Raw genomic sequence first — 13,009 nt, 5'->3', positions numbered from 1 at the left:
CCTTGGCGGCATCCGGCTGGTCGTGGTGGCCGACGACCCCGCCTTTGTTCGACTCTCCTGGAGGAATTTCCTCTGGACGACCTTCACCCGCTCGGATCCGGCCACGGACATCTACGGTTTGGGGTCCTTCACCCATTGCAAGCATTGGGGCTGCCGTGGGGCCCTGGTCATTGACGCCCGGGCCAAGGAATTCCACGCTCCGGTTCTGGAAGAGGACCCCGACGTCGTTGCCCGGGTGGAGGCCTTGGCCGCTCCGGGAGGGCCTTTCCATAAATTGTTCTAAGCATTCCTTTTCATCATCGCGATGATGGACACGAACCCGGAAGAGGAGTAGGCGGAAAGCCGTCAACTTCAAAATCGGGTGGACGGTCATGAAAGGCATCATCTCCTTCTATGCGCAGGGCTTTCGGTCAATGACTCTGGGGCGGCGGCTTTGGACCATTATCTTGGTCAAGCTGGTCGTCCTCTTCGCCGTGTTCAAGATGTTCTTCTTTCCCGATATGTTCAAAGAGCATTTCGCGACCGACGCCGAGCGCGGCGGACACGTTTTGCATACCTTGAGCGGCGGGGTCCAGGCCCCGACCCTAGACGGCGTTTCGTTTAAAGACACGCCCCAACCGCCCATGTCAGGGAGCCAAGAGCAAGGAGGGTAGGCTATGCTCGAAAGCGTCGATCTGTCCCTTGTGGCCTGGTCCAGGGCCCAATTCGCCCTGACGGCCATGTATCATTGGATCTTCGTTCCCTTGACCTTGGGACTGTCGTTCCTGGTGGCCTTTTTCGAGACCATCTACGTCAAGACCGGCCGGGAGGAGTGGAAGCGGATTGCCAAGTTCTGGATGACCCTCTTCGGGATTAACTTCGCCATCGGCGTAGCCACGGGCATTATTCTGGAGTTCGAGTTCGGGACCAATTGGTCGAACTACTCCTGGATGGTAGGCGATATCTTCGGGGCCCCCTTGGCGGCCGAGGGAATTTTCGCCTTTTTCATCGAGGCCACCTTCTTCGCGGTCATGTTCTTCGGTTGGGAGCGGGTATCCAAGACTTTTCACCTGTTTTCGACCTGGATGGTGGCCGTGGGATCCAGCCTGTCGGCCCTCTGGATTCTGGTGGCCAACGCCTGGATGCAGTACCCGGTGGGTATGACCTTCAATCCGGCCCTGGCCCGGTTCGAGATGGAGAATTTTTGGGAGGTCCTCTTTTCTCCGGCGGCCATCAGCCACTTCACGCACACGACCAGTTCGGCCTTTGTCCTCTCGGCCCTGTTCGTGCTGACGGTCTCGTCCTGGTTTCTGCTTCGCGGTCGACATGTGGACAAGGCCAAGAAGAGCATCATCGTGGCCTCGGTCTTCGGGGTCATTTCCTCGGGCTACGTCATTTTTTCCGGGGACGAGTCGGCCTATACGGCGGCCCGTGTCCAACCCATGAAGCTGGCTGCCATGGAAGGGCTTTTCACGGGCGAGAACGGGGCCGGACTTGTGGTCATGGGCATCCTTGACCCCTCCAAGCAGCCCGGGGATGACAAGGATCCATTCTTTCTGGAAATCAAGGTCCCGGGTCTCCTCTCCCTGCTGGCCAACAGGGAGACCGGATCCTTCGTGCCCGGGGTGGACGATCTCATCTATGGCAATGCCCAGCACGGTATCATGGGCGTAACCGAGCGAATGGCCAGGGGCCGGGAGGCCGTGGTCCATCTCGCCGCCTACAAAGATGCCTTGGCCAAGGGTGATGTGGCCGGTCAACAGCTGGCCCTGGCTGCCTTTGAGCCGGTTCGCGGGTACCTCGGCTACGGGCATCTGCAGAAACCCGAGGACGCTGTTCCACCGTTGGGGCTGGTTTTCTACAGCTTCCACGTCATGGTGGCTTTGGGCAGTCTTTTTCCCTTAATTTTTTTGGCTTTTCTGGTTCTGACGGCCAAGGACCGGATCGAAGGGGCCCGGTGGCTGCACTACATTGGTCTGTCCGGGGTCTTCCTGGCCTTTGTGGCTGGCCAGGCGGGGTGGATCGTGGCCGAGGTGGGTCGTCAGCCCTGGGCCATTCAGGACCTTCTGCCCGTAGGCGTGGCCGTGACGAACATCGCCCGGGCCAATGTCCAGGTCACCTTCTTCATGTTTCTCATCCTGTTCACGGCCCTGCTTCTGGCCGAAATCAGAATCATGTGTACCCAGATCGCCAAGGGGCCCGAGGAGGACTAGACCATGATCGGCAACCTCGACCATTCGCAATTGCAGTATTTGTGGTGGGTGGTAGTTTCCCTCATCGGGGGCCTGTTCATTGCCATGGCCTTTGTCCAGGGCGGGCAGACGCTCCTCCTGACGGCTACCCGGTCCGAGGCTGAAAAAACTTTAATGATCAATTCCCTGGGCCGGAAATGGGAGTTGACCTTCACCACCCTGGTCCTGTTCGGGGGGGCAATGTTCGCAGCCTTCCCGCTCTTCTACGCCACGAGTTTTGGCGGGGCTTACTGGGTTTGGATGGCCATCCTGTTCACCTTCGTCATTCAGGCCGTGAGCTACGAATATCGAACCAAGCCCGGGAACCTCTTCGGCGCCCGAACCTACGAGATATTCTTGTTCATCAACGGGAGCCTCGGACTTTTTCTTCTGGGAGCGGCCGTGGGAACGTTCTTCACAGGATCGAGCTTTTCCCTGGACGTCTACAACCGGGCTACCTGGCACGGGCCATGGCGCGGCCTTGAAGCAGCTTTGAATCCCTTCAATGTCGCTTTGGGCGTGTTCCTGGTTTTTTTGGCCCGGGCCTTGGGGGCCATGTATCTGGTGAACAACTTGGAGCAAAAAAGCCTGGTCGAACGGCTCCGGCGATCGGCTCTGGTCAATCTGGCCGTGTCCCTGCCGTTTCTGGTCTTCGTCCTGTACCGTTTGGTGACCATGGCCGGGTATGGACCCGGACCCGGGGGCAAGGGCATGATGCTGATGTCCGGCCGGTATTTCCAGAATCTCCTGGCCAATCCGGCCATTCCGGCCCTACTCATCCTTGGCCTGGCCCTGGTGGTCTTCGGAACGGCGACCACGGCCTTCACAAGCCATAGGCGAGGCTTCTGGTGGGCCGGGTCCGGCACTGTCCTGACGGTCCTGGCCTTGTTCTTTCTGGCCGGGTTCAACGGCACTCCCTTTTACCCGTCCACATACGATCCCCGGAGTGGGCTGACCATCGCCTCGGCCTCCAGCAGTCACTATACCCTGACGGCCATGAGCTATATCGCCCTAGCGGTTCCTTTGGTCCTGGGGTATATCGCCTGGGTCTGGCGGGCCATGGACAAAAAGCCATTGAGCCTGGGCGAACTGGAGCGGCAGGACCCGGATGAATTGTATTGAAACGCGAGGAGTTTAAAAATGATGATCGCCGTGTTGATCGTCGCCTGGCTGGCCATCGTTCCCCTGTCCTTCAAGGGAGCCGAGTACGTCTTGAAGAAATCGAACCATCTCTAAGGCGTGATGGTCCAAGGATGCCTGATGAACGCTTCCCGACCGGCCCCGGACCTGTCTTCGGAGCCGGTCGTTTCGTTTTCTGGAGTGTTGCCGGTTCGGCCCTTTTCCTGTAGATCCAAATAAAAGGATATTTTTTGAGGACGAAAGGGCGGGCCGTTTCGGAACGATCCGCATAAAAGTCGGAATCAACCGGTCAGGGAGTGGCGATGGGACTGGTCAAGACGGACAAAATCATAGCTGGCATGGTCCTGGCCAAGGATCTCGTGGACGCCAAGGGCAGGCTGCTCATCCCCAAGGGCACTGTGTTGGACGATGTTCGCAAGGAGCATCTCGGACGATGGGGCATCGACGGTGTCGAGATCGAGGACGATTCATGCGCCGGGAAAGAACCATGTCGGGCTTCAATGGAGGACTATGAGGCGGCCGAGGCCTATCTGACCCCTCTCTTTGAGGCCTCCAATCTTCATTTTTCGGCCATCAGGGCCATCTTCAAGCTCGGGGTCCGGCGAACCGCCGGACGGATCGCCACCGGGTGGACGCCACCGAAGCTCGAAGCACTGCCCTATGTCAACGACGGCACGTTCGAAGACCTGTTCCTCAAGGGCGAGGGCACGGTGGAGGAGCTCGTCCAGCACGAGGTCCAGCTGACCTCGTTTCCGGACATCTATTTCCGGATCAGAAAAGTCCTCCAATCCCCATTGAGTTCCTCGGCTGACGTGGCCGAGGTGGTCAGCAAGGACACCAGCCTGTCGGCCAAGCTTTTGCGCCTAGTGAACAGTCCGTTCTACGGGTTTCCAGCCAGGGTGGACTCCATCCGAAGGGCCGTGACCATTGTCGGGTCTAACGAATTGGCCACCCTGGCCCTGGGCATCTCGGCCATCAAGACATTCACCAAGATCCCGGCCGAACTGGTGGACATGAAGTCCTTCTGGGCCCACTCCATTGGCTGCGGGGTCCTGGCCAGCCGACTGGCCGACGAGATCGGACAGTCGGGCCTGGAGCGGTATTTCGTGGCCGGGATGCTTCACGATATCGGCCGTCTGGTCCTCTTTAGACAGATGCCCTGCGCATGCATGGAGGCCCTGATCTTTTCCCGATCTGACAAGATCCCCCTCTACGATGCCGAGCAGAAGGTCATGGGCTTCGACCATGCCGTGGTCGGCACCCTGCTGTTCAAGGAGTGGAACCTGCCCCGCAGCCTGAGCCAAGTGGTTCGGTTCCATCACACGCCGATGCGCTGCTCCGAGCCTTTGGAACCGGCGTTGATCAATCTGGCGGACGTGCTGGCCGTGGCCTTGGGATATGGCTCCAGCGGATCAATCATCATTCCGGAATTGAGCGAGGTCACCTGGAAGACCTTGGGGATACAGACCAGGGATCTGGTCGGAATTGTGGACCGGGCCGAGGTCGAGATCCGGGAGATCGTCGATATTTTTCTCGGCGGGGAGGAATGATGAAATGAACAAAATGGAAACAGCCAGATTCATCTCCCAGCGGGTGGAGGTTGAGGAAGCGGATGCCAGAAGGGTTATCGGCCCTGGGTCTGGCGGTTCCGAATCGTTCAACCCCTTGAAGGAAAATGTCTTTTTGGTTGGTCCCCGGGCGGTGGGGAAGACGACCCTGGGCCGGATGCTTGCCGCCGAGCTCGGTTTGGTTTTCGTGGACACCGACGAGGAAATCAAGGCCGAGACGAATCTGAGCGTGGTCGAGATCGTCGCCGAAGACGGATGGGAGGCCTTTCGCCGGGTCGAGAGCAGGATTCTGGCCCGGGTGGCCGAGGGCTGCGGCCAGGTCGTGGCCACCGGTGGAGGGGCGATCCTGTCCGAGGGCAATAGAGAGCTTCTGCGCCGTCGAGGGGTGGTCTTTTATCTCATGGCCGAAGCGGCCACCCTGGCCAGGCGTTTGGAAGCGTCGCCTGAGTCTGGACAGAGGCCTTCCCTGACCGGCGTGAATCCGGCGCAGGAGGTGGCCCGGGTCCTGGCTGAGCGCGAACCTTTGTACATGGCCGTTGCCGATCACATCATGCGGACCGAAGACGATCCTAAGTCTCTCATTGACGATGCCAGACTGAAGATGGGACTGTAATCGAGTCTATCCGCTCTGGCCTATCCGGGGAAGGTCTGGTCTGGGAATCCTCATTGAACGGGGAATGAAAACCTGAAGGTTTAGATCCGCATCGAGGGGGTGGGACAGATGTTGGGCCACGAAGTCTTTCGGCCTGAGCTGAAGGGCTGTTTCATCCGGGGGCAGTCCGATGCAGAAAATTTCCTCCCAGGACGTGGCGTAGACGAGATGGGCCTCGGTCACGGTTTCGGCCTTGGGCGGAGCGCAGAGGTTGAGGACCAAAATACCCCGAACTGCCCGGTCCGGAGCGAGGAAGCGCCCGGGATCAACCCTGAACTCCCGTTCAGGTTCGAAGAAGGACCACATGTGGGTCAGGAGCGCGTTCATGTCGGCCATGGACACCGGAATCGTCGGGCCCTGGGATCGGACGATCCGTTGCGGGTCGTAGAGGCCGTTGAGAACCAGCCAGACGGCCAGATGAATCAGACTGGGGTTCTTCCCCAGTTCCATGGAACAGGCCGTGCCCTGCCGCCCGTGGACGATCCAAAAGTCGTTTCTGTCGTTGTCGGTTTGACGGCTGAGGACCAGCTCGTGAACTTTGGGCGGCTGGAAATTCAGAAAGGGTATCCGCTCGACCTTGCTGCTGGCCTGCTTATTGTAGACGGCGAAGATGCAGCGAGATAGCCACAGCATGTCCCTGGGCGCAGCACTGGGACTCGAAGACTGCTCCCTGCCCGTGAGTCGGCCCCGGATGTCCTGATAGGCCTGAATCATGAACCGGTTCACGTCCCGACCGAGGCCCAGGGATTTTCGGAGAGTCAGAGGCCGCGACAGGACGGACAGGGCTTCGGCGTCCACCTTTTCATCCTCGAGAAAAAAGGCGAGACAGCTGGAGTCGAGGAATGTGGCCGGTTCCCCCATGAAGAGCGGAATCTTGGTCAACCCGGCCTTGGTGAGAAAGGCGGCCCGGAGCAGTTCCAGGGTGCCCATGGCCTGGTCCCTCCCGAAGTAATCGCGGAGAGCGGCGTAGACCATGCAATAGGGGTCGACGTCCTCGGCGGCGGTTCGGCCACCAAGTAGCCCCGCCTTGAGCCGCTCGCAGAGCAGCCCGTCTCCATCCTCTTCGTCCTCCAACGCATATTTTTGGAACAGCCCGAGCTTGATGACCGACTTGAAGGGGCTGGTCATGCCTTTGACCATCTGCCAAAGACATGCTCCGAGAAATTCCTGGGCCGGGACCTTGGCCGGATATCCGAAGTCCGCGACCAGTTCAGGGCCGAGGCAGGGGCAGCTGCGGGCTCTCCGGCCCACAGCCTCGTATCCTTCGGGTGAAATGTCCGGGGGGGCGCACCACCACTGAGGAATGGCCCCGCCGAGACGTATGCCGGTCCGGTAGAATTCCTCCTTGAGCAGGAAGGCCTGGGCCGATCCGGAACTCTCATCCCCGGCCTCTCCGAAGTCATTGACGGCGATGCGGTCCAGGCACATGGGGAAGAAGTGGACCTCGAGGCCAAGGCGCTCCCAGGCCCATCGGCCCAGGGCAGTCAGCTTTTCCTCAAGAATTCGGACGGCTTTAGGGTCTTGGTCCTGGGCCAGGCATACCCAGCAGTCGATGTCCGATTCCGGGGTCTGGGCAATGGTCCCGATGCTACCCATGGAATAGACGGCCACGACCTCGATGCTTTGGCCCTCGGGTTCAGGTCCGGGATCCTGAGCTCCCAGCAGGCTTTTGACCCATCTCCGTTCGAACAGTCCCGGGGTAAAGTCCCTGAGCCGGGCCTGTGCTGACGCGGGCAGCTCCAGAAAACGATCCACGGCTGTGAGAGCCAGAAGGTGGGGCACGGCCTGGAGAAAAGCGGCCTGGTCGGGCTGCATCCTGGTCCGGGCCCTGCGGAGGCGTTTCTGGTTGTAGTCGAGCATGACCCTGGCCGTGCGGGTCAGTTCCCAGGCCGCAGTCCATTCGGTGAGGATTTTGAGGCACCACTTGGGAGAAGCCAACGCCAGGGCTGCGTGCACAGCAGCCAGGGCGTCTGGATCAGGCCCGGCCAAGCGGGCGAGGATTCCTTCGGCGGCCCGGGTCATGAGGGGTGGCGTGTCGGTCCGAGTGGCTGTGACAAGGCAGTCGGAAACCGAGGTGTCCTCCATGCGCATGGGGTGGCACTCGCAGTCCATGAATTCGGCTCCGACCAACAGACAGCGCTGCCATTCCACACCACGCAGGCGGCTGTCCCAGAGCCGGAATCCCGAGGCGTCCACATCCGCCAAGGCGCAGGACGCGAACTCGCATTCCAAGGCTACCGCTCCTGAGAGGTGAACAGCGGCCAGACCGACCCCGGTCAGTTTGCAGCCCTCGAAGGAAGCCTCCAGGAGATCCACGGCCTCCAGGGAGCAGTCCTCGAATTCGCAGTTCGCAAAGATCGCCCGGGCCAGATTCGTTCGGCCAAAAAGGCAATCAGTGAATCGGCAGGCATAAAATCTGAAATTTTCGAAGTCGACCCGTTCGAATCGGCAACGACGGAACTCGGATCCAATGCAAACAGTTTCGGACAGAACGCAGTCCTGAAATCGGACTCGGTCGAATTCGCAGGCTGAAATGACGGCTCCCGGGGCGGACAATTCGGCTACGGTCGTGTCCTTGAGGGAAAAATCCTGCAGAACGGAGTTGCGAATCGGATCCGATGGTGGACGCTCCAGGGATTTGGCCAGGTTTCGACGTAGCCCGAGGAACACGGACGGAATACCGGGGGCGTGGCCCCTGGATTCGGGCCTTACCGAACCTCTGCGGATTTGGTTCCGGGCCAGATCCAGGGCTGCCTCCAGTTCCTTGGGCAGGCCTTGGGGAGTGTCGCGTGGGTAGTCCAGAACCCTGGGCTCGGCGGTCAGGGCCGTGGCCAGGATTTGACGGATGAGCGGGCCGGGAACCTCCCGGGAGCTTTGGATGAAGGACTGCAGGGCTGCCAGGGGCAGGGTCGGGGCCAGACCGGCGATGGTCTTCCGAAGTCCGGGGCGTCGGCGGTAGACGATGCCCATGGCCTCTCCGGTTTTTGGGGCCCCCAGGCGACACATGGCCCCGAGGCAGGATGCTGCCGTGGCCTCGGGAGGATCGGAGTCCAAGGCCTTGACCAGGGACTGGAAGGATCTGGCGTCGGTCTCGCCGCGCGGGCGCCCGAGAAGGGCGGTCAGGCCGGGCAAGGCGGCCAGTTCAGCCGGGGGAACGTAGTCCAAAAATTGGGAGATGAGGTTTTGCTCGGGGAGGGCGGCCATGGCCAGGGCCATATTCCGAAGTTCCTCGGGGGTTGGTTCGCAGCAGAGCTTCTTGCGGATCCATCCCGGCAGTTCCCCTGCTCGTAAGGCCTTGCGGAGGAGGAAATGGGGCTGCTCGCCAAGGTGGCCCAGGGTGCGGGCAAAGTCGAGAAGGGCCTCGGGTCTGGCCTTGGGAATCCTCAGAAGCAGGGCCTCGATGACCGGTAGGAGAAGCCGGTCGCTCATGAAGTCCCGCTTGCACATCTGATGGGTCAAAAATAGGGCCTGAAGATCCGAGCACGTCATGAGGTCGTCGTCCCTCAGGGCCTTGCGGCGAATCAGGTCCACGGCCCCCGACCACCCCAGTGGACCCAGGCCGAGAAGTGCTCGGGCCATGAGAAGGCCATTCTCCAAGGATTTTTCTCCTTGGGAAAAGGCCGTGAACAGACAGGCTGCCCGGCCAAGGTTCCGGTCCAGGACCACAGAGCCGACACCAATGGGGGAGAGAACAAGTTCTTTGGCGAGTTCGTAGACTGCGGCCAGTTTCTGAGAATTGGTCTCAAATAGGGCCGCCCGAAGGTGAGCGACGAGGTCGGGGAGTGAATTCTGATCGATGGTCACGTTCTGTTCGTGGGCTTGGGTCTGCTTCTGTCCTGGCCTTTTAGCCTGAAGCATGGCAGAAGACAACAGCCTTGCGGTCGTTGGGGTGGAAATGCGGGTGGATATTCAGACCATGGGCGAGATCATGGACCAGAGCACGGAATCATTTGTCAATCTCTGCGTTTTTCATATCCTGGACGGGTTGTGCCGAGGGTTGAGCCTTTTTTCCGGGCCGACCCGGGCGGCGCTGATCTACGCATTGGAAGGAGACGATCCGGTCCGGGTCTACGACCCCCAGGGACTGCTTCGGGGACACGAACCAATTCTGGAGGAGGTTTTCCTCCGGTCGGGGCGCTGGACAGGGGCTGGAATTGTCGATCTGAGGCCCTTTGAGCAGAACGCCGAAGGACTGCAACTGTCCGGGCTGATCACCTTCGGGGCCCGTTCCAGTCAGCCCTTCTACCAGATGTGGTTCACGGAGCACCATCCGGATCTCTGTTCCACGGGGCCTACGGAGCGCTGGCTGGAGCAGGCCGCTTGGCAGTTGACTCAGGAACTGGGAACCAGAAACGTTCTTTGCGTGGGTACGGCCGGCCATGTCCTGCACAACTATGCCCGACATGCCGTCCGGGATCACATCGTGGACGAACGGGTCGTGGCCATGGGGCCCGATACTCAGCTCCGGATCTATCCCATCCTGGACACGATTTTGGCCGTGTCTCGAACTCCGGAGGAAGGATTCTGGCCCATGGGACGGCTAGTCTTTGCCGAGCCGGGAACCTCTCCCCTGGCCGGGCTGGTAGTCTCTTTTCCCGAGATGGAGCGGCCCTTGGTGGACAACGCCAAGCACGTCCGCAAGATGCTTCAGGCCGTGGAAAACCCTGAGTACTATCTGGCCTCAGATGGACTGACCATTGCCGGCATCGGCCGGGGACCCGCCCCTCGGTTCAGTCTGACGGCCGACTTCCAGCGCAGCCACGGGTTCCTCTATCTCGAGGACCAGCCGGTCTGCTCCTTCACTGACGGACATTTCCGGTCCACGAACCGAAGGGCCAAACTCGTTCAACTGGAGGAATGTCTTCTGGAGTCCAAGATGTCGTCCGAAGCCCGGCACGATCTGTTCCGGGTGACGGCGGATATCGTCCACCATGCCCAGGCGCTTGGCCGGGGATGCGGTTTGGTGGTGGACCTGCGCGAGAAGCCGACTCCACTGTCCGGACAGCATCTCGATGTCCCTCTGGACCTGCTTCGGCCCGGAGGCCTGGACTTGGCCAAATCTTTGGCCATGCTCGACGGGGCTCTGCACATTGGGGCCGATCTCAAGGTCCACGGGTTCGCCTGCCTCCTGGACGGCCTTGCCGTGGCCGGGGAGAACCGGGCCCGGGGGGCAAGGTTCAACTCGGCCCTCAGGTTCACGGCCGTACACGAGAGCATGATCGTTGTCGCGGTTTCAGCCGATCGACCCGTGGCCATCATCCAGGGCGGGGTTGAACTCACGGCCAGGTGTGAGTGGAAGCCGGTCTGGGCCTGTTCGGCCACGCCTCCGCTCTTGGGCCGATGGTTGAAGGATCAGAGCCTATAGATTGGTCGTCGCCCCTGCGACGCGGACGGGGCGGACCGAAAAACCATGTGGAGACGAGACGCCGTGGCTGGATTAGAACTATCATGTCGAGGAAGCGAGGGTGCCCAAAAGTCGGATGATTCCCGGGCAATGGCCACCCTGCGACCCATCGGGATCGTCCGGAACGGGATCAAGGCACCGTCCCTTCGAGCCACCCGGGACGGTTTGAGCCTCGGGCAGCGAATGGAGGAATTCCGGGCCCGGCATCGAAGGACCAGGGAGATGGTCAGCCGATTGGTCCTGGATGAACGTTTCGAGGCCCTGCTGGAGGGGCTGGACGGATTTTCCCACATTCTGGTCCTGTACTGGCCGCACCTCGTTGCCGAGGAGAGAAGAGACCTGCAGCTGGTCCACCCCATGGGCTGCACGGACATACCCAAGCAGGGGGTTTTGGCCACCTGCAGCCCGGCCCGGCCCAATCCCATTCTGGTCACGGCCTGCAGACTTCTTGGAATCGAGAAGGCGACCCTGTCCGTCCAGGGACTGGAGGCCGTGGACGGGTCCCCGATCCTGGACATCAAGCCCTACAACCCCGGCTACTATCGGGTCGAGTCGCCCACTGTCCCCCCCTGGATGGAGGCCCTTCGGGATGGGCTCGCCGAAGAGAACGACCCGGCCGACACCTCTCCGGAGTCGTGATCGGCCGGGCACCAGTTTTCTCCTTCTCTCTCCGGGCCTGAACTCCGTCAGCCTCTTTTGCCTTTGGAGAGTTCCTTGAGTCCTCCCTCTTCCAGGACTGTCAGATCCCGATACTGCTCACGGTCCCTGATGACGGTCATCCATTGGCCGGATACGAGAATCTCGGCCGCCCGGGGCCGGGAGTTGTACTGGGAGGACATGGTGAACCCGTAGGCCCCGGCTGAAAACACGGCCAAAAGTTCTCCCGGCTCGACTTCGGCCAATTCTCGATCCTTGGCCAGAAAATCCGACGACTCGCAGATGGGTCCAACCACGTCGACTTTGCGGGCCGGACGTCCCTTGGGTTCAACCTCGGCCACCTTGTGGTAGGAGCCGTACAAGGCTGGCCGGATGAGGTCATTCATGGCTGCGTCCACAACGACAAAGGTTTTTTCCGGGGTCGTCTTGGTGTACTGAACCTCAGTGACCAGGATGCCGGCGTTGCCGACGATGACCCGGCCGGGTTCGAGAACGAGGGTCAGATCCAGTCCTTTCAGAGACTGGGTCAAGGCCCTGCCGAATTCGGCAGGATGGGGAGGCTCCTCCTCGTTGTAGGTGATCCCCAGACCTCCGCCGAGGTCCAGGTAGCGGATATTAACGCCTTGGGACCGGAGTTCGGCATTGAGGCCCTTGAGGCGGGCAAGGGCGTCCAGAAAGGGGCTGATTGCCGTCAACTGGGAGCCGATGTGGGCGTCGATGCCGACAGGTTCGACATTGGTTAGGTCCCTGGCCTTCAGGTAGACCTCAATGGCCTGGGCCATGTCGATGCCGAATTTACTGGTTTTGAGGCCGGTGGCCACGTAGGGATGTGTGCCCGGATCGACGTCCGGGTTGATGCGCAGGCTGACATTGGCCTTCATGTCCATGGATCCTGCCACGGCGTCAATTCTCTCCAGTTCGGCCACTGATTCGACGTTGAACATGAGGATGCCGGCGTAAAGCGCTTCCCGGATCTCATGCTCCTGCTTGCCGACTCCGGAGAACACGATCCTGTCGGCCGGAATGCCGGCCCGGAGGGCCCTGAACAGTTCGCCGCCGGACACGATGTCGGCCCCGCAGCCCAGGGTTCCCAGAACGTTCAGGACTCCGAGGTTGGAGTTGGCCTTGACGGAGTAGCAGACCAGATGGTCGGTGCCGTCGAAGGCTGAGGAAAAGGCCTGAAAATGCCTCTCCAGGGTTGAGCGGGAATAGATGTACAGAGGAGTGCCGTGCTTGGCGACGATGTCCCGGACCGGGATGTCATCGGCGTGAAGGATCGCGTCCCGATATTGGAAATGATTCATGGCTGTTCTCCGGTGGTGGTTTTCGTTGAGGACTGAGGTGCCCCGGTCTCAAGGTCAATGGTGCTGAATACCTG

At 60.7% G+C, this 13,009-nt stretch carries 10 protein-coding genes; 8 read left to right on the top strand and 2 right to left on the bottom strand.

Going from position 1 to position 13,009, the window contains the following annotated elements; genetic code table 11:
- The 6 genes from EOM25_08995 to aroL form a co-directional block, all read left to right on the top strand.
- Positions 1–283 (top strand): 3-octaprenyl-4-hydroxybenzoate carboxy-lyase (locus EOM25_08995; GenBank protein NCC25318.1); only part of this gene is annotated, 283 nt, incomplete at its 5' end.
- Between the two features lie 88 nt (positions 284–371).
- Entirely contained in the window at positions 372–653 is a 282-nt protein-coding gene (locus EOM25_08990; protein ID NCC25317.1) for a DUF4492 domain-containing protein, read from the top strand.
- Positions 654–656: 3 nt separating this feature from the next.
- Complete coding sequence (locus EOM25_08985; GenBank protein NCC25316.1) at positions 657–2,192, top strand: cytochrome ubiquinol oxidase subunit I; 1,536 nt, start codon at positions 657–659, stop codon at positions 2,190–2,192.
- A 3-nt stretch (positions 2,193–2,195) separates the two neighbouring features.
- The gene (cydB, locus tag EOM25_08980) at positions 2,196–3,332 is read left to right on the top strand and encodes a cytochrome d ubiquinol oxidase subunit II (protein ID NCC25315.1); all 1,137 of its coding nucleotides are present in this window, start codon (positions 2,196–2,198) and stop codon (positions 3,330–3,332) included.
- 320 nt (positions 3,333–3,652) lie between these two features.
- Complete coding sequence (locus EOM25_08975; GenBank protein ID NCC25314.1) at positions 3,653–4,900, top strand: HDOD domain-containing protein; 1,248 nt, start codon at positions 3,653–3,655, stop codon at positions 4,898–4,900.
- 115 nt (positions 4,901–5,015) lie between these two features.
- Complete coding sequence (gene aroL, locus EOM25_08970) at positions 5,016–5,531, top strand: shikimate kinase AroL (protein ID NCC25313.1); 516 nt, start codon at positions 5,016–5,018, stop codon at positions 5,529–5,531.
- A 6-nt stretch (positions 5,532–5,537) separates the two neighbouring features.
- Here aroL and EOM25_08965 read toward each other — a convergent pair whose 3' ends face one another.
- The gene (locus EOM25_08965; GenBank protein NCC25312.1) at positions 5,538–9,428 is read right to left on the bottom strand and encodes a hypothetical protein; all 3,891 of its coding nucleotides are present in this window, start codon (positions 9,426–9,428) and stop codon (positions 5,538–5,540) included.
- Positions 9,429–9,498: 70 nt separating this feature from the next.
- Here EOM25_08965 and EOM25_08960 point away from each other — a divergent pair, with 70 nt between their 5' ends.
- Together EOM25_08960 and EOM25_08955 are read left to right on the top strand one after the other, a co-directional pair.
- Entirely contained in the window at positions 9,499–10,935 is a 1,437-nt protein-coding gene (locus tag EOM25_08960) for a DNA-binding protein (protein ID NCC25311.1), read from the top strand.
- Between the two features lie 129 nt (positions 10,936–11,064).
- Positions 11,065–11,613, top strand: coding sequence for an S-adenosylmethionine-dependent methyltransferase (locus EOM25_08955; protein NCC25310.1), 549 nt, complete (start codon positions 11,065–11,067; stop codon positions 11,611–11,613).
- 47 nt (positions 11,614–11,660) lie between these two features.
- On the opposite strand, the gene lysA is transcribed toward EOM25_08955, so the two are convergent.
- The gene (gene lysA / locus EOM25_08950) at positions 11,661–12,935 is read right to left on the bottom strand and encodes a diaminopimelate decarboxylase (protein ID NCC25309.1); all 1,275 of its coding nucleotides are present in this window, start codon (positions 12,933–12,935) and stop codon (positions 11,661–11,663) included.
- Between the last annotated feature and the right edge of the window lie 74 nt (positions 12,936–13,009).

This window comes from Deltaproteobacteria bacterium (assembly GCA_009929795.1).
Classification (GTDB): Bacteria; Desulfobacterota; Desulfovibrionia; order Desulfovibrionales; family Desulfomicrobiaceae; genus RZZR01.
Note: the sequence above shows the minus strand (reverse complement) of the source record. Positions and strands in the feature narration are given on the sequence as shown.